Raw genomic sequence first — 16,012 nt, 5'->3', positions numbered from 1 at the left:
TATACGAAAATAATAGTGTTATGTAAACAAATCCATAAAGAAAAGCTGTCTTATCAATGAATAAGACAGCTTTTCTTTATGATCGTATATTAAAAATTAAACACGAAGTCATCGTCAGATAACTTTTCAACGTTCGTTGCTTTTACGTAACCATTCCCTTTTACAGAGAAGAAATCATGGTTTTTCGTATCTGTACGTAAACCATTTAAAACGATTGGGTTAATTTCTTCTTCTTCAAACTTCGGCTCAAGTCCTAAGTTCATAAGTCCTTTATTCGCATTGTAACGAACGAAACGATTTACATCCTCTACAAGACCGATAGAAGTGTAAATTTCTTCTGTGTATGCCATTTCAATTTCATATAGTTCCATTAATAACTCTTGTGTTTCTTTTTGCACTTCTTGTTGATCTTCTGCAGAAAGTTCTGCGAAGAGTTGTTGTGCTAAAATACCGACGAATACGCCGTGAATTGACTCATCACGAATTATTAGGTTAATAATCTCACCACTTGCCGTCAATTTACCTTGACCTGCTAAGTAAAGTGGGTAGAAGAATCCACTATAGAATAAGTAACTTTCTAAAAATACACTTGCTACCATTGCCATGTATAACTCTTTTTTCGTTACTTCAGGCTTTAATAAACGACGATAGTAACTAGTAACAATACCAGCTTTTTTCTCAAGTAATGGATGATTGTCTACCCATTCAAAAATATCATCAATTTCTTCTTCTGTAGCTAACGTTGTGAAAATATGACTGTAACTCTTCGCATGTACTTCTTCCATAGCTCCCATGAAAGCTAATACACTTTTCGCTTGTAAATTTTCAAGATGAACAAGTACAAGTGGCATCCCTTCGCCACCTTGTTTCGTATCTAAAAGTGTTAAACCACCTAATACACGCTTATAAGCAACCTGCTCTTCTTTTGATAATTGTGCCCAAGTATTTTTGTCAGAAGATACCGCGATTTCTTCTTCTGTCCAAAACTGAGCGATGTTTTGCTTCCAAAACATTAAACTAAAATCATCTTCTTTTTTGTTCCAGTTTACCGCACGCATTCAATCGCCCCTTCTCTAAATAAACATGAAAAATTGATAACTAAGCATGAGCAGGGTTCAGAAAACCCTGCTCATGATGTCTCACTTTTTATATTAAACGGTACAAGCTACGCACTCTTCCACGCTTAACTTACGTGTTCTCGTATAATACAGACTCTTTAAGCCTTTTTTATGTGCATAGATGTAGTAACGTGCTAACTCACGTGTTGAAATATCACTGTTAACGTAAAGAATTGTACTAATTCCTTGGTCAATATGTTCTTGGATTTCTGCGATTAAATCAATTAATTTAAACTGATTCATATCGTAAGAAGATTTATAGTACCAGAACGTATCTTTTGATAAATACGGCATTGGATAATATGTTGTCGCATTCGCATATGTTCTTGATTCGATTTGACTTACGATCGGCATTACGCTTGAAGTTGCATTTTGAACGTAACTGATAGATTGTGTTGGAGCGATAGCAAGACGGTATGAATTATATAATCCATTCTTCTTCACTTGCTCTTTTAAACTTGTCCAATCTTCTTTTGTTGGAATATGAATTCCTTCAAATAGTTGCTGAACCTTTTCAGTTACTGGGCTGTAATCTGTCGTTTCATATTTTTCAAAGTATGTGCCATTTGCATAATCAGACTTATCGAAGTCTTTAAATGTTTCGCCTTTTTCTTTAGCGATTTCCATACTTTTCTCAATAGAGTAGTAATTTAACATCATAAAGAATGTACGAGCGAACTCTTTCGCTTCTGCACTTTCATATGCAATTTTGTTTTTTGATAAATATCCGTGTAAGTTCATTGCGCCAAGTCCAACTGAATGAAGCTCATCATTTGCTTTTTTCACAGTTGGTGCATTCGGAATGATCGTCATATCAGAAACAGCTGTTAAAGCTTCCATTCCCGCATGAACGGCTTCACGAATTTCTTTATTTTCCATTACATTTACGATATTTAACGATCCTAAGTTACAGTTAATATCACGACGGATAATATCCTCTGTACCGTAATCATTTATTTCAGAAGTTTCTTGAAGCTGGAAGATTTCTGTCTCGAATGTTCAACCGAGTCCGCTACTCCTCAGTCCGTTGCTCATGCAACTGCTGTATGTCACCATACAGGACAGACTATATCATCACCTACAGCATTACCTGATTAGGTGCTCCGCTTTTCGAACGCCAATCGCTTGCGCTCTACTCCCATAAGGGATAGTCGTTAGGCTTTTACTTATCTTAATCTTTCAGAAAGTCTCTTATTACTTTATGTTGTCCCATAACTCTGCTATACAAAATAATAAGATACATTCTGAACTTTTATATGTTCATTCTAAGATAAGATTTAGCACGGTAGGTTACCTCAAATTTGAGGCTTTCCCCGTTTAACGGAGTTTTCGACTAGCATTTCTACTAGAAGGTGCTACATATTTAACACAAGTTCGACATCTTCACAGTTCCAATATCCTTCAGTGGATGTTGGTTATTTGCATTTGATTTAAACATTAAGTATGGGTAACCAGACTCAAGCTGAATCATAGCAATTTTAATAAGCATATCACGTGCACTAATATCTAGCGGCTTCTTCTTCACTTTCGGATTGCTCATTAATTCATCGTACATTTCATCAATATCAATATCATCTAAATGCTTTCCGTATTCTTTATACACCGTATAAGGCGCGAAAACATGGAAAGGTTCGTTTTTCTCAGCAAGCTCGAAGAACTTACTTGGAACGATAATTCCGATTGATAGAGACTGAATACGGCTCTTCTCATCGGCATTTATTTTTTTTGTATCAAGGAATTCAATAATATCCCAATGGAAAATGTTTAAGTATACTGCGCCGGCTCCTTTTCGTTGCCCAAGCTGATTCGCATATGAAAACGAATCTTCAAGTAATTTCATAACAGGTACTACACCACTTGCAGCATTATCGATACCTTTAATTTGCTCACCGCGTGCACGTAGCTTAGATAAGTTTAAAGCTACTCCACCGCCGATTTTTGATAATTGCATTGCAGTATTAATGTTAAAGCCGATTGAATTTAAGCTATCATCCATCTCTAACAAGAAACAAGACACCATTTCTCCTCTTCTGCTTCGTCCCGCATTTAAAAAGGTTGGTGTCGCTGGTTGGTAGTTTTGTTTTACAATCATGCTTGCGAAGTGTTTTGCCTTCGCAACATCACCGCGTCCTAAGTATAATGAAACAATTGCTACACGATCTTCATAGCTTTCTAAGTATTGTTTTTGATCATTTGTTTTTAACGCATAATCTTTGTAGAACTTAGATGCTGCCATATAAGATTGGAACTCGAAGTTTTCACCATAAGCGATGTTATATACCTCTTCTACTTCCTCCAAGCTATACTCGTCCAGAACGTTGTAATAGTAATCATGTTCTTTCATATACTCCATTCGCTCTGCCACGCTATTAAAATGAACGGTATTCTCTCTAGCTTCTTCCATAAAGACTTCTAATGCCTCTTTATCTTTATGAAGCTGATAAAAACCGTCCTGCATTTGCGTGATTTCATTATTCAGTTCAATGTGTCGCAATCTCCCGCACCCTTTCCTTAAAATATTCTACATCGTTATTTGTTCCTGATAACTCAAATTTTGATACAATAGGCACTTCATATTTAGCAGAAATTTTGTCAGCACTTGCACCGAACATGTCTCCCCAGTTACGATTGCCGCTTGCAGATACGCCTTTTAATTTTTCATTATTGCGCTCTAAAAATTCTAAAACACGTTCTGGTACATTGCCAAAACCTGTTGTATACGTAATTAAAACAAAGTCTTCATCTATTACTAGATCTTCACCAATTTGAACGGCCGGCATATTTAATTTGTGAATGAAACGCTTCACGTTTCCTGTCATAGAATCATATGCAACTATCATTTCCGACCCTCCCTCTCCAATCTATACTCTCTGTATGTTGTTTCTTGATTTCTCTATATATTGTATTACGTTTCAAAATAAGACACAAGATATATGTATAAATTCTTTCTTTTTTTAAATTTTACTTTTCGACAAGACAGTCGATTTTTTTCAATACAATGACTATGAAACAACATTCTAAAACTCATGTCAATAAAGTGCTTTTCAAAAAAGTTGTCAACGAATTTAACCTTATTTTTAAAAAAGTTACCAATATATTTTGTCATAAAACGGCAAATGCTGGAGGAATATATTTCTCCAGCATCACGAAAAAAAGAACAGACATGAAACGATAATCTGTTCTAAAAAACGATTACATTTATCAATTTTACTTTATTAAATATTATACATATACTTTCGGTTCGCGTTACATACTAAAAGATAACTATTATAGAAAAAGATTATTATTATGGAAATTCAATTTATTTATGAAAAGATTATTCAGAGTGCTCAATACGCAAAATATCTTTTACAAATATATGATGTGGATTTTCATCTTTATCAATCATTGTACATACAGGAGCTTCTTCATCAAAGTACACAATCATTCCTTCTACGTACTGAAATGTATGTTGAACTTGTACAGTTACTTTAATTTCTACAGCCTCTTCATATGCTCTTTTTATTTTCTGAAGCATTTTTGCCGAACACTTTCGTTTCTCTGGGTACATGACCATCCCCATAAACCTATTGCCGGCTCTATCTTTCCACATATAATCCCAATGCGGTAATATGCCTTGTTTAAAATCGCCCATAATTCTCCTCCCCTATATTCTTCTAGTTACGAACGTGGCGTTTCTGAATATGTATAAATTACTTGTCCGCCGCGCTGCGCGTTTCCAATAATATGTTTAAAATCTTCACGCCCTACTACAACTTTCCTAAACGTATAAAATACATCTTTCGTTGCAACATACTCCTTTATTTCACCATTTTTCAGCTGATCCAAAATTGTATTTGCTAATTGTTCATCCATGTATTTCACCTCTATGCAATATTTTATTTTATCGTATATTCTATAGGTCAACAACTGTAAAATTATCCAGGTGCTATACCTTCATTTCATTTTCATTATTCACAAACGATATTACTTTACTATATGTCCACTAAATATCATATACTAACATAGCTACTTCTCTATATCAAACATTTCGACATTCAATTATGCAAAGTTCCATACCACTATGCTACAATATATAAATAGAACTAGGAGGGATACTATGATTCGGAAAGCAAAAAAGACAGATGCGAAGGCAATTGCGCCTTTATTGTATAACGCTCTGCACGAAATTGCTGAAAAAATCACAGGTAGCACTGTTGAAACAGAAGTATTACTAGGACTTGAAACATGGTTCTCAAAAGAGAGAAATCGACTGAGCTACGAAAACTGTTTTGTATATGAACAAGACGGAATTGCGGTCGGAATTATTGTCGCTTATCACGGTAGTGAAGCAACAATGCTTGATGCGCCAATTGTTCGTCACTTAAGAGAATTACATAAAAATGAGTCGATTACGTTAGAAAAAGAAGCTGAGCTTGATGAATATTACATTGATACATTATCAGTTTCAAGTGCATATGGCGGAAAAGGAATTGGTTCTAAATTAATTGAAGCTGCTGAAATCCATGCAACTGAAAAGGAGTATGAAAAAATCGCATTACTTGTTAATTTAGAAAACAAACGTGCCTATTCACTATATGAAAAACTAGGTTATAAAAAAGATCAAATCGTTATGCTTGTAGGCGAACCTTATGCACATCTCGTAAAAACATTAAACATCAAAATTTCTATATCTTAACATAAAAGCACACGATTTATATATAAATCGTGTGCTTTTATGTTAATTTTGTATTTAATACATTTCCATCCATCGCTTCGTGGAATGTATAGGTTGTACATCCCCATGGCTTCCTATGTAAAATAGGAGAACCAGACCATCCCATCGCTCTCAGCTCCGCACCAACCATTGCATTAATGTAATTATGACCTACAAGAGCAATACTTCCATGTACGAGAGCATAACGGTGTAATAAGTAAGCTGCTTGCCTTGCCCTCTCTCTTACTTCCTTATAAGACTCAACACCTTTATGGTAACCAAGTATCCATAATGTTCGCCCGATAAACATCCATACGTTAGGTTTACATTTCAACCATGTTGGAGCATAAAAACTCGTCGGAATTTCAGCTTCCCTAAAAAGAGAATTTTGCATAAAAGATAAAGAATTCATTAATTCAGCTGCTGACTGTATAGCACACCTTTGATCACTCGTTACAATCAACTTTGCTGCTTCAACCGCTTCCATTGTTTCCATTGGTATAGGTGCTTTTTCTGTTATAGTATGTAAGTCATATCCTTTCATCCATTCATGAAAGGATGTAACCGTCATTGGTTCTATAGTACGATCTAAGCGGCCATGACGAATAAAAGAAATCTTCATTCTTTCCACTCTCCATTCATCACTTACGAACTCTATTATGTACTATTTTTAAATATCATACCACGCAAAAAAAGAAAGTTATACACCTTTACATATCCCCGCCACTCTCATGTGTGACCCCAGCATGTATACCATCCATCCCATCAAAATATGTAGTCGTTTCATGATGACGAATCTTTTTTAAATTTATATAAGAAAATACAAATAAAGTTAATGCTATAACACTCCCCACAAATTCAAACATCATTTTACCGCCTCTAATTTCTCCCACTTTAGTAGGTTATTGTATATTTTTCATTATACCCCTATATAAAGATGCACGCATTTAAACCGTTCTTTTTTTCTAATAACTTGGAGTTCTTGCATATTTTCTTACAAAATGTGAATATTTTTCGAATTTTTACTTTGGAAACATTTACAAACTAGACAATATGGTTCAAAATAAGAGGAAATAAAAAAAAACCAAAATTATTCTTTTTTTGGAAAACTGTAACAAGGAGAGTTGCTTATGCAGATCGCAGAAACTGGAGATATCATTGAATTTAAAGGTGGAATGCAAGGCCGTGTTCAAAAAGTAAATCAAAACTCCGTTATTGTAGATATAACAATTATGGAAAATTTTAGAGAACTAGATATGGAACCTCTTACAGTTGTAAGTCATAAAAACTATACTGTCATTAATCAAAATGCATAATATAATAGAAAGAAAGGATCTGTATGTTATACAGATCCTTTCTTTCTATTATATATTAACGATTATCAATTGTTTCTGGATATAGATCATGGTTCATCATGCGGTAGTCTGCCATTTGTTCATACTTCGTGCCTGGGCGACCGTAGTTGCAGTAAGGATCAATTGAAATCCCTCCACGTGGTGTGAATTTCCCCCATACCTCAATGTAACGCGGATCCATTAATTTAATTAAATCATTCATAATAACGTTCATGCAATCTTCGTGGAAGTCACCATGATTGCGGAAACTAAATAAATATAGCTTTAAAGATTTACTCTCTACCATTCTTTGTTCTGGAATGTAGCTAATATAAATTGTTGCAAAATCTGGTTGACCTGTTTTCGGACATAAGCTTGTAAATTCAGGGCAATTAAATTTCACAAAATAATCACGGTTTGGATGATTGTTATCAAATACCTCTAAAATTTCTGGGCTATATTCAAATAAATATTTTGTATTTTGATTTCCTAATAATGTTACATCTTTTAAATCTTCATCTAATCTTCCTGCCATTTTAAACATCCCTTCTCATTATACTCCGCGTTTATTTCCCCATACTAACGCATGAAGCTGTGGCAATACTTTTGCATTATTCATTTCTTTACAGTTAACCGCTTTTTCAATAAGCCACTCATATTTATCTAATAATTTTTTAATCAACATCGCATCATCCACAGTTTTTGTATCATCATTCCCTACTTGTAAGAAGAATGGAACATCTGGATAACGTTCGTGCATCTTAACTGCATACTCAAAGTCATAATCGTCAAATACTACTACCTTTAAACTAATATCTTTTCCTGCTAGTTTCTGAATAACAGCATCTAACTTCTGAAAATCAGTATTCATCGTCGAACTTGGTGGTTTTGGAGAAATCGTTATCTCATCAATTTGAAGTAACCAATCTTGCCATTTACTCCCTTGCGTTTCGATTGCCGTCCGCATTCCATTCTCTTTTAATATAGAAAGAAGAAACTCAATATTTTTCAACAATGCTGGATTTCCACCTGAAATCGTAACATGAGAAAAATTTTCGCCACCAATTTCTACAAGCTCGTTCCAAACGTCCTCTGCTGTCATCTGTCTAATTTGTTCCTTAGCCGATCCATCCCACGTAAAAGCAGAATCACACCATGCGCAACTATAATCACAGCCAGCTGTACGGATAAACATCGTCTTTTGTCCCACAACCATTCCTTCGCCTTGAATAGTCGGACCAAATATTTCTAAGACAGGAATTTTACTCATCGAGCATCCACTCCCGTCTTACTTCCGCATAACTAGTTGGCGTCTCGAAAAGACGAACAAATTCAACACGAGCTCCTTTATATTCGTTCGCACGATTATCTTTTAGTAATGCTTCTGCCATCTTTTCATAAATCCAAACGACCATGTTTTCAGCAGTCGTATTCATTGCTGGTAACGTTTCGTTTAAATAACGATGGTCTAAATAAATTTCTATTTCATTCTTCCAAATTTCTTTTATATCTCCAAAGTCAATCGCAAGACCTATTTCATTTACATATCCACTAATCCCAAATACAACTTTATATGTGTGACCATGTAAGTTTTTACATTTCCCCTCATAACAGTGTAAATGGTGTGCTGCATCAAATGTAAATTCCTTGCTGACCATTACTCTTTTATTATGATATTTGAGCTGTTTACGCTGAATATCCTTGTCCATTTTTTGCAAATTTTCTACGATGCGAAATCCAAAGAAATTATCCATTAGTTATTTGCTCCTTCGCGTTCTTGTAGGTACGTATCTAATCCTGCTTTACGAAGCTGACATGCTGGACATTCACCGCAACCATCACCAATGATTCCGTTATAACATGTTAATGTTTTTTCTCGAACAAATTCGAATGCTCCAAGTTCATCTGATAATTTCCATGTTTCCGCTTTATCAATCCACATAAGTGGTGTATGAATTACGAACGGATAATCCATGGATAAATTTAAAGTAACGTTTAACGATTTCACAAACACGTCACGGCAATCTGGATAACCACTAAAATCAGTTTCACATACACCGGTTACAATATGACGTGCCCCAACTTGTTTTGCTAATACAGCAGCAAATGATAGGAATAGTAAATTTCGTCCATCTACAAACGTCGATGGCAATTCACCTTCTTCATGTGTAATCTCCATATCCGTTCTAGTTAACGCATTTGGAGCAAGTTGATTTAATAGACTCATATCTAGTACCGTATGTTTAATTCCTAGCTCTTTTGCAATTTCCGCTGCACAATCAATTTCTAGCTTATGACGTTGATTGTAATTAAACGTTACAGCTTCTACTTCTGCAAACTGCTCTATTGCCCAAAATAAACATGTCGTACTATCTTGTCCTCCACTAAAAACAACAACTGCCTTTTCTTTTTTCATTTCACTCATTCTCCTTCTCTACTACGAATAAGAAGAAAGAACGTTCTTGAACTGTCACAATAAAAAAACAAAACAATACCTAAAGATATTGTTGTTTCCATAGTTTTTTATAGAGGGAGTTCGCGAACCTCTCCCGTGCAATGCACGGAATTCCTTCTTTCATTGACAAAGCTTATTGTAACATATTGTATACTACCATAAAAAATTTCTGATTTTTCCGCTATTTTTCATTTCATTTCTTTCATTTTATAGTATGATTAATTTAATGCGAGAAGAGAGGAGGCATACCACTGAAACCCTTTATTATTTATCTCTTTCTAAATATATTATTCATCCTTGTTACAATGCTCGTATACCATCTATTTTGGAATCAAAAAGGGAAACGTTCTCCTAAATTAAATTCAGCTATATTTATTGCATTATGTTGCCTCGCTACCATACTATGTATTACTTTCGGAGCAAAAACAAATTATGGATTTCAATTTGATATGCGCCATATCGTATTAATTGTCGGTACATTAACAGGAGGCCCTATTGCTGGTGCTTCCATCTTAACTGTATTAAACATATACCGCTTCTTATTAGGGGGAATAGGTGTTTTCCCATCGCTTATCGGTTCTATCCTTCTATTTATTGTCCTACTATTTACATATAAAGTTTTCAATCGAACTTCTAATCGTATAAAAGTAGCACTTGCCATTATCTACAGTCTCACATACGGATTTAGTTGGATACCTTTCTTCCTTTCAAAGGTTACAAATAAGACTGATTATATACCACATATTATTGTGTATGAGTTATGTACGATACTTGGTACGATACTTATTTTATATTTACTACACATATTACAAACTCAAGTTCGTCTTCAAAACGAACTTATGAATGCTGAAAAGTTTCATTTAATTGGAGAAATGGCAGCGTCCATTTCTCATGAGATTCGTAATCCATTAACTTCAACAAAAGGATTTTTACAACTTTTGCAGTCAGATACATGCACTGAGCAAGAGCGAAAATTATATATCGACATAGCCATTAACGGAATCGAACAAGCAAATCACGTTCTTACAGATTATTTAACCTTTGCAAAACCAAGTATTGAAAAAGAACAAACATTACAGTTAGAAGAAGAACTACTACACGCATTAGCGTTAATTACACCTCTTGCTAATTTAGCAAATGTGCGTACTCATTATATAAAGCAAAGCACTTCTTTTTTTATCGCGGGAGAAAAACAAAAACTAAATCAATGCTTGTTAAATATTTTAAAAAACTGCATTGAGGCCATGCCAAAAGGCGGTGATCTTTATTTCTCATTAGTTCCTGATCATAAGCATATTCAGTTATATATAAAGGATACAGGAGTTGGTATGGATCAAGAACAAGTAAAACGCCTTGGATCCCCTTTCTACTCAACGAAAGAAAAAGGAACTGGTCTTGGAATGATGGTCGTATTCAGTGTTATTCAAGCTATGAACGGAAAAATTGATATTATAAGCGAAAAAGGTACAGGTACAACCTTCTTATTAACTTTTCCACTCATACAAAAAACGTGATGAAATACTCATCACGTTTTTTCTGTTCCTTCAACTAATTCAGCAAAGGCTTTCACTTTACCATGTGGTTTTTGATTTTCTTTACGTGCTTTCCACGCGCGCTCTTCTTCTTTCTTTTTCTTGGACATACTTTTCAACTCCTTCTGTTCTTTCTCCATGTAGTATTCCAAAATAAGAAAGAAAACTATGCACGCATCAAAAAAGAAGTGGTCTCCCACTTCCTTCTGATTATCGTTGCAAAATTGCGTGTTTCGCCTCTTTTAACTGCGTAAGATGTCTTTGTTCATGCAAATCAAGAAATTGAACCCACTGATACAAATTCAAATCATTAAAAATAGGATGCTTTAATCCATTTTCAAATAAATCTTTTTCATCTATCACACTATGAAGCGCGTGTAATAGTTCTTGTCGTGAATGCTCTAGTAATTGAATTCCTTGCTGTTTTTTCATTAAAGTTTCTGTTGGTTCCATTTGCTGAGGAGCTTCTCGTTTATGTGTGCGATCAAGCGTAAGTTGGAGGTCTTTAAATGGAGTCGTGTTTCTTTCATTTTTTTGTAAAGCATATACAAGGGCAGATGTAACTGATTGTTCAACTAAATGCAAGTGATGCAAAATTTGAATAATACTCCATTTATCACGGCGTGGCTTTACATTCACTTCTGTATCATTTAACATTTCAATTTCTGATAATAGCGTGCTTCGAGTAGACTTTAATGAGTTCACCAAACTTTCTAAACTCACATCCATATTAGATTGAAGCATACTTCTTTCCCCCCTTTTTGTTGGTGAAAAGAGGTGCTCCTTATTAGAAACACCTCTTTAGTATTCTGAATTTTCTTTTATTATCTCATCATTTTCTCGTTATGTCGATGTTAAACATGTGAAAAAAAGCGCATGTTTTTTACAATTTTGTGTCGTCAATCGCACGTAGCCACGCTTCAATTTCTGTAATGACACTTTTCACACAACCTTCAGCAAATGGTGATGTTAAATTTGCAACTTCTACTAATTCCAAGAATGATTTACTTCCACCTTGTTGACACAGATTCACATAATCTTCCCATGCCTCTTGTCTATTATCTCTTGCACGTTTCCAAAATTGCAGTGCGCAAATTTGTGCTAATGTGTAGTCGATATAGTAGAACGGCGAGCTATAAATATGACCTTGACGTTGCCAGAATCCACCGCGCTCTAAATAATCATTATCTTCATAATCACGATGCGGCAAATACTTTTTCTCTATATTACGCCATGCTGTCTTACGCTCTTCTGGTGATGCTTCTGGATTTTCATATACATAATGTTGATATTCGTCAACAGATACACCATACGGTAAAAACAGAAGTGCTGAACTTAAGTGAGAGAAATAATATTTATCTGCATCTTCTTCAAAGAATGACTTCATCCATGGCCATGTAAAGAATTCCATACTCATAGAATGAATTTCACATGCTTCATACGTTGGCCAATTGTATTCTGGAATTTCAAACTTACGACTTTCATATACTTGGAAAGCATGACCAGCTTCATGTGTTAATACATCAATGTCGCCAGATGTTCCGTTGAAGTTTGAGAAAATAAATGGCGCTTTATAATTCTCAATATATGTACAATATCCGCCACCAGCTTTTCCTTTTTTCGCAACTAAATCTAATAAATCATTATCTAGCATGAAATTGAAAAATTCATCCGTTTCAGCCGATAACTCTTTATACATCGTTTTCCCATGATTAACAATCCAATCCGCATCTCCTTTTGGAGTTGGATTACCAGTAGCAAACTCAAAGTTTTCGTCGTAATATGCTAACTTCTCTACACCGATACGTGCTTGTTGTCGTTTTCTTAATTCCGTTGTAACGGGAACGATATAATCAAGTACTTGCTGACGATAATTCGCGACCATTTCCGCATTATAATCTGTACGGTACATTCTTGCATATCCAAGTTCAACAAAGTTTTTGAAACCTAAAGATTTTGCGATTTTCGTTCTCACTTTAACAAGCTCATCATAAATACGATCTAACTCTTGCTCATTCTCAGCTAAAAATCCGTAATATGCTTCACTTGCTACTTTACGTTCACTTCTTTCTTTCCCTTGCATAAATGGAATAAGCTGTGATAACGTTCTTTCTTCTCCTGCAAAGTCAATTTTTGCAGATGCCAATAACTGCGTATATTGTGAAGACAATTTATTCTCTAATTGTAAATCTTTCACAACTTCATCAGAGTATGTTTTTAAATCACACTCCGCTAAAGCAAATAATTGCTTTCCATAATACGCTTCTAATTCTTCACGGAATGGAGAATGAATTAACGCATTATAATACTTTGTACCATATCCTTGTACAACTGGAGAGAATTCATCAAAGAAATCTTGCTCTTCCTTATAAAAAGCATCTGTCGTATCAACAGAATGACGAATGTAACAAAGATTCCCCATTGTACCGAAGTCGTTGCGAATTTCATTAATTGAATTGATGACTTGTTTTTGTTCTTCTACCGTTTTTACGTTATCAAACTTCTCTAAAGCAACAGTAAACTTTTCTTTTAATTCTTCAATATTTGGCCGTTTATATTCATAGTCTTTAAATGACATGAACGAGCCTCCTCTCCATTATGTGCATCCTTATATAATTCAATGCTTACGTACAAATCTCCTCTTATTCTTCAACAAAATACGGCAGATGCTGTCATAATTACATGTAAACAAAAGAGCCTTGGATTTCTTTATCCAAAGCTCTTTTGGAACATACTATTATTTTTCATATTTTCCAATCTTTTTTAATAGATCAAGTAATTCATCCTTTTCCTCTTTCGTTAACATTTCAAAAGACTGATGTATAACTTGCTCATGCCCTGGAAAAATAGAAGCAATAAAGCTCTCTCCAGATTCAGTTAGTTGTGCATAAATAACACGTCTGTCATTCGGGCACGGAATTCTCTTTACTAGTCCCTTTTTCTCTAGCTTATCTACAACATATGTAATGCTGCCACTAGCTATTAAAATACGCTCACCAATTTGCTGAAGTGGTTGACCGCCTTTATGATATAGCAGTTCTAATACAGCAAATTCAGTTGGATTTAACCCGTTACTTTGTATAGATTTATTTGTAGTATCCATAACAGATCGATGTACACGAGATAATGCAATAAATACTTTTAAAGATTGAGAAATATCTTCTCGTTCATTATTTGATGTCATACAACTTTCAACCCTTCACTTAAATTCTCAGTAATAAAAAGAAAAAACAACTTAGTACTTCATGTAAATTCCGAATGAGTATTCACTCATTCATTTCCTCTCCCCAAATATATTATGAATGATTCTTGAATAAAAACATGACAATTTTAACATAGTTTATATATAATGATAATAAAAAAGAAGGAGTACCAAATTTGAAAGTCAAATTCCACAGCATAGTTTTATATATATTGCTTGTTATCCTACCAACAATAGGAATTGGTGCTACATTTTATTCATATCATTCGTATAAAATGAAACAGGAAAACAAACTATCTGCTCACACGGTTCTCTTTTTATATAGAGACTATTTAGATCATCACCTTGGTGAAGCAATTTCCGCATTAGAAATGCTCTCAAAGGTCGTAGGAACCGAGACTGGAAATATAAATGGAGTTAAACAAATTGTACATGATACAGATGGAAACGATGCACGTTTTTCTGGTTTATATTACGCTACACCAGAAGGCATCATTACAATCGCATCCGAAGGCGACCGACCACCTGTTGATGTCTCAGATCGCAAATATATTCAAGACGTATTGCAAACGAAGAAAACAACTGTATCATCAGTCATTACAGATCGTGTTCTTGGACATCAAGCTATTATGATTGCTTCTCCCATTTTCAATAAACAGAAGGAAATCTCAGGCTTATTGTTAGCAAGTTTACGCTTTGACTACATTTCATTATCTTTAAATGCCATTAAGCCACAATACCATTTTGAAGTAACTGATAAACATGATGTAGTTTTTCTCACCGATGATAATAACGAAACAAGTGATGCGCATTCTAATATGCTTACTACCCCACTCAAAAGATTAAATTGGAAGGTCTCTGTTTCTCCATTGCCTATCCATCAAAAAACTTTATATCAGTGGGTTGCAATAGAGTGTATAGCTACTTTATTTTTAATGTCTATTTTATTTTTACTTGCTCAATATATGTTGTTAAAACGTCAAACAAAACTGGAAAGACAACAAAATGAACTACAAAAAATTGAATTGGTTGGAACTTTTGCAGCTAGTACAGCCCACGAAATCCGTAATCCTCTTACCGGAATTAAAGGGCTCGTCGCTCTATTAAAAGAGAAATATAAAGATGAACAAGATCAGTTTTATTTTTCTGTCATCGAACAAGAAATAGAACGGATTAATGAAATTGTAAGCGAATTTCTTATTCTTGGAAAGCCAACTGCTATCATTGAACAAACATATGATGTGAGAACCATTCTAAATGAGGTAGCATTAATTATTCAATCTGAGGCGAATCTACATAACATTGTGTTCCATTTACATTTGCCAGACCATCCTGTTCATATCCGTTGCTCAAAAGACCATATGAAACAAGTGGTTTTAAACATTACAAAAAATGCAATTGAAGCCATGAATTCTGGTGACACACTGACCATTTCCGTAACAAACAATGAAACACACGCACAATTGAAAATTACAGATACTGGAAAAGGGATTCCAAAACATATTCAAAAACACCTCTTTCATCCGTTCTTTACTAATAAAGATACTGGAACCGGTCTTGGACTTGTCATATGTAAACGAATTGTAGAGATGTACAATGGGCATATTTTTATTGATAGTATAGAAAACGAAGGAACGACAGTTCATATCGAAATTCCGTTACACCTAGTATAATT

19 protein-coding genes, 1 pseudogene and 1 riboswitch are annotated in these 16,012 nt (G+C 34.6%); of the genes and pseudogenes, 4 read left to right on the top strand and 16 right to left on the bottom strand.

Going from position 1 to position 16,012, the window contains the following annotated elements; all coding sequences use genetic code 11:
- Positions 1-89 precede the first annotated feature (89 nt).
- The 6 genes and pseudogenes from nrdF to ykzS all read right to left on the bottom strand — a co-directional run bounded on the left by nrdF (position 90) and on the right by ykzS (position 4,973).
- Positions 90-1,058 (bottom strand): class 1b ribonucleoside-diphosphate reductase subunit beta, encoded by a 969-nt coding sequence (gene nrdF / locus AC3WTA_RS14400; protein ID WP_001203019.1) that lies wholly within the window; start codon positions 1,056-1,058, stop codon positions 90-92.
- 93 nt (positions 1,059-1,151) lie between these two features.
- Positions 1,152-2,102 carry a ribonucleotide reductase barrel domain-containing protein gene (locus AC3WTA_RS14395; RefSeq protein ID WP_306461252.1) on the bottom strand — a complete coding sequence of 317 codons (951 nt, stop codon included), beginning with the start codon at positions 2,100-2,102 and terminating at the stop codon, positions 1,152-1,154.
- A 382-nt stretch (positions 2,103-2,484) separates the two neighbouring features.
- A pseudogene (locus tag AC3WTA_RS14390) lies at positions 2,485-3,612 on the bottom strand (ribonucleotide reductase barrel domain-containing protein); the annotation flags it as partial.
- Complete coding sequence (gene nrdI, locus AC3WTA_RS14385) at positions 3,599-3,958, bottom strand: class Ib ribonucleoside-diphosphate reductase assembly flavoprotein NrdI (RefSeq protein WP_000634376.1); 360 nt, start codon at positions 3,956-3,958, stop codon at positions 3,599-3,601. The gene nrdI and the pseudogene AC3WTA_RS14390, both read right to left, overlap by 14 nt.
- Positions 3,959-4,434: 476 nt before the next feature.
- A complete protein-coding gene (locus AC3WTA_RS14380) occupies positions 4,435-4,752 on the bottom strand; it encodes a hypothetical protein (protein ID WP_000502200.1) in 318 nt (105 codons plus the stop codon).
- A gap of 26 nt (positions 4,753-4,778) precedes the next feature.
- On the bottom strand, positions 4,779-4,973 hold the full coding sequence (gene ykzS / locus AC3WTA_RS14375; protein ID WP_000344283.1) for a protein YkzS: 195 nt from the start codon (positions 4,971-4,973) through the stop codon (positions 4,779-4,781).
- A gap of 244 nt (positions 4,974-5,217) precedes the next feature.
- On the opposite strand from ykzS, the gene AC3WTA_RS14370 reads away from it, so the two are divergent.
- Positions 5,218-5,796, top strand: a complete 579-nt coding sequence (locus AC3WTA_RS14370) for a GNAT family N-acetyltransferase (RefSeq protein ID WP_000619522.1) — start codon at positions 5,218-5,220, stop codon at positions 5,794-5,796.
- A gap of 37 nt (positions 5,797-5,833) precedes the next feature.
- Here AC3WTA_RS14370 and AC3WTA_RS14365 read toward each other — a convergent pair whose 3' ends face one another.
- The gene (locus tag AC3WTA_RS14365; RefSeq protein WP_000703110.1) at positions 5,834-6,436 is read right to left on the bottom strand and encodes a histidine phosphatase family protein; all 603 of its coding nucleotides are present in this window, start codon (positions 6,434-6,436) and stop codon (positions 5,834-5,836) included.
- Between the two features lie 88 nt (positions 6,437-6,524).
- A complete protein-coding gene (locus tag AC3WTA_RS14360; RefSeq protein ID WP_002096778.1) occupies positions 6,525-6,680 on the bottom strand; it encodes a hypothetical protein in 156 nt (51 codons plus the stop codon).
- 264 nt (positions 6,681-6,944) lie between these two features.
- Here AC3WTA_RS14360 and AC3WTA_RS14355 point away from each other — a divergent pair, with 264 nt between their 5' ends.
- Positions 6,945-7,130 carry a YkvS family protein gene (locus AC3WTA_RS14355; protein ID WP_001165081.1) on the top strand — a complete coding sequence of 62 codons (186 nt, stop codon included), beginning with the start codon at positions 6,945-6,947 and terminating at the stop codon, positions 7,128-7,130.
- Positions 7,131-7,185: 55 nt separating this feature from the next.
- On the opposite strand, the gene queF is transcribed toward AC3WTA_RS14355, so the two are convergent.
- Genes queF through queC form a run of 4 tightly spaced genes read right to left on the bottom strand, consistent with a single transcriptional unit; the run spans position 7,186 to position 9,564 of the window.
- Positions 7,186-7,683: a preQ(1) synthase gene (queF, locus tag AC3WTA_RS14350; protein ID WP_000918895.1), complete on the bottom strand. Its 498-nt coding sequence runs from the start codon at positions 7,681-7,683 to the stop codon at positions 7,186-7,188.
- Positions 7,684-7,701: 18 nt separating this feature from the next.
- Positions 7,702-8,418 carry a 7-carboxy-7-deazaguanine synthase QueE gene (gene queE, locus AC3WTA_RS14345; protein WP_000036302.1) on the bottom strand — a complete coding sequence of 239 codons (717 nt, stop codon included), beginning with the start codon at positions 8,416-8,418 and terminating at the stop codon, positions 7,702-7,704.
- A complete protein-coding gene (gene queD / locus AC3WTA_RS14340) occupies positions 8,411-8,902 on the bottom strand; it encodes a 6-carboxytetrahydropterin synthase QueD (protein WP_000368411.1) in 492 nt (163 codons plus the stop codon). The genes queE and queD overlap by 8 nt, the downstream gene beginning before the upstream one ends.
- On the bottom strand, positions 8,902-9,564 hold the full coding sequence (gene queC / locus AC3WTA_RS14335; RefSeq protein WP_000711595.1) for a 7-cyano-7-deazaguanine synthase QueC: 663 nt from the start codon (positions 9,562-9,564) through the stop codon (positions 8,902-8,904). Before queC ends, queD begins: the two co-directional genes overlap by 1 nt.
- Before the next feature lie 93 nt (positions 9,565-9,657).
- Positions 9,658-9,701, bottom strand: a riboswitch (PreQ1 riboswitch).
- 207 nt (positions 9,702-9,908) lie between these two features.
- Here queC and kinB point away from each other — a divergent pair.
- On the top strand, positions 9,909-11,117 hold the full coding sequence (gene kinB / locus AC3WTA_RS14330) for a sporulation sensor histidine kinase KinB (protein ID WP_002096779.1): 1,209 nt from the start codon (positions 9,909-9,911) through the stop codon (positions 11,115-11,117).
- 11 nt (positions 11,118-11,128) lie between these two features.
- On the opposite strand, the gene AC3WTA_RS14325 is transcribed toward kinB, so the two are convergent.
- The 4 genes from AC3WTA_RS14325 to AC3WTA_RS14310 all read right to left on the bottom strand — a co-directional run bounded on the left by AC3WTA_RS14325 (position 11,129) and on the right by AC3WTA_RS14310 (position 14,319).
- Positions 11,129-11,245: a DUF6254 family protein gene (locus AC3WTA_RS14325; RefSeq protein WP_000038254.1), complete on the bottom strand. Its 117-nt coding sequence runs from the start codon at positions 11,243-11,245 to the stop codon at positions 11,129-11,131.
- A gap of 100 nt (positions 11,246-11,345) precedes the next feature.
- A complete protein-coding gene (locus AC3WTA_RS14320) occupies positions 11,346-11,879 on the bottom strand; it encodes a DinB family protein (RefSeq protein ID WP_000941959.1) in 534 nt (177 codons plus the stop codon).
- 139 nt (positions 11,880-12,018) lie between these two features.
- Entirely contained in the window at positions 12,019-13,713 is a 1,695-nt protein-coding gene (locus AC3WTA_RS14315) for a M3 family oligoendopeptidase (RefSeq protein WP_000008594.1), read from the bottom strand.
- Positions 13,714-13,872: 159 nt separating this feature from the next.
- Entirely contained in the window at positions 13,873-14,319 is a 447-nt protein-coding gene (locus tag AC3WTA_RS14310) for a MarR family winged helix-turn-helix transcriptional regulator (RefSeq protein ID WP_000203345.1), read from the bottom strand.
- 194 nt (positions 14,320-14,513) lie between these two features.
- Here AC3WTA_RS14310 and AC3WTA_RS14305 point away from each other — a divergent pair, with 194 nt between their 5' ends.
- Complete coding sequence (locus tag AC3WTA_RS14305; protein ID WP_000865027.1) at positions 14,514-16,010, top strand: DUF3149 domain-containing protein; 1,497 nt, start codon at positions 14,514-14,516, stop codon at positions 16,008-16,010.
- Positions 16,011-16,012: the final 2 nt, after the last annotated feature.

The organism is Bacillus sp. EB106-07-01-XG149 (assembly GCF_058791555.1).
The sequence above is the reverse complement of the archived record's forward strand: the minus strand, read 5'-3'. Positions and strand labels throughout refer to the sequence as shown.

Bases quoted from the DNA above. Each gene is read 5' to 3' on its own strand.
- ykzS (WP_000344283.1), bottom strand. From the start codon at position 4,973: ATGGATGAACAATTAGCAAATACAATTTTGGATCAGCTGAAAAATGGT.
- queE (WP_000036302.1), bottom strand. From the start codon at position 8,418: ATGAGTAAAATTCCTGTCTTAGAAATATTTGGTCCGACTATTCAAGGC.
- kinB (WP_002096779.1), top strand. From the start codon at position 9,909: ATGCTCGTATACCATCTATTTTGGAATCAAAAAGGGAAACGTTCTCCT.
- AC3WTA_RS14310 (WP_000203345.1), bottom strand. From the start codon at position 14,319: ATGACATCAAATAATGAACGAGAAGATATTTCTCAATCTTTAAAAGTA.
- AC3WTA_RS14360 (WP_002096778.1), bottom strand. From the start codon at position 6,680: ATGTTTGAATTTGTGGGGAGTGTTATAGCATTAACTTTATTTGTATTT.
- queF (WP_000918895.1), bottom strand. From the start codon at position 7,683: ATGGCAGGAAGATTAGATGAAGATTTAAAAGATGTAACATTATTAGGA.
- AC3WTA_RS14320 (WP_000941959.1), bottom strand. From the start codon at position 11,879: ATGCTTCAATCTAATATGGATGTGAGTTTAGAAAGTTTGGTGAACTCA.
- AC3WTA_RS14325 (WP_000038254.1), bottom strand. From the start codon at position 11,245: ATGTCCAAGAAAAAGAAAGAAGAAGAGCGCGCGTGGAAAGCACGTAAA.
- AC3WTA_RS14355 (WP_001165081.1), top strand. From the start codon at position 6,945: ATGCAGATCGCAGAAACTGGAGATATCATTGAATTTAAAGGTGGAATG.
- AC3WTA_RS14380 (WP_000502200.1), bottom strand. From the start codon at position 4,752: ATGGGCGATTTTAAACAAGGCATATTACCGCATTGGGATTATATGTGG.
- AC3WTA_RS14315 (WP_000008594.1), bottom strand. From the start codon at position 13,713: ATGTCATTTAAAGACTATGAATATAAACGGCCAAATATTGAAGAATTA.
- AC3WTA_RS14370 (WP_000619522.1), top strand. From the start codon at position 5,218: ATGATTCGGAAAGCAAAAAAGACAGATGCGAAGGCAATTGCGCCTTTA.
- queC (WP_000711595.1), bottom strand. From the start codon at position 9,564: ATGAAAAAAGAAAAGGCAGTTGTTGTTTTTAGTGGAGGACAAGATAGT.
- queD (WP_000368411.1), bottom strand. From the start codon at position 8,902: ATGGATAATTTCTTTGGATTTCGCATCGTAGAAAATTTGCAAAAAATG.
- nrdF (WP_001203019.1), bottom strand. From the start codon at position 1,058: ATGCGTGCGGTAAACTGGAACAAAAAAGAAGATGATTTTAGTTTAATG.
- nrdI (WP_000634376.1), bottom strand. From the start codon at position 3,958: ATGATAGTTGCATATGATTCTATGACAGGAAACGTGAAGCGTTTCATT.
- AC3WTA_RS14365 (WP_000703110.1), bottom strand. From the start codon at position 6,436: ATGAAGATTTCTTTTATTCGTCATGGCCGCTTAGATCGTACTATAGAA.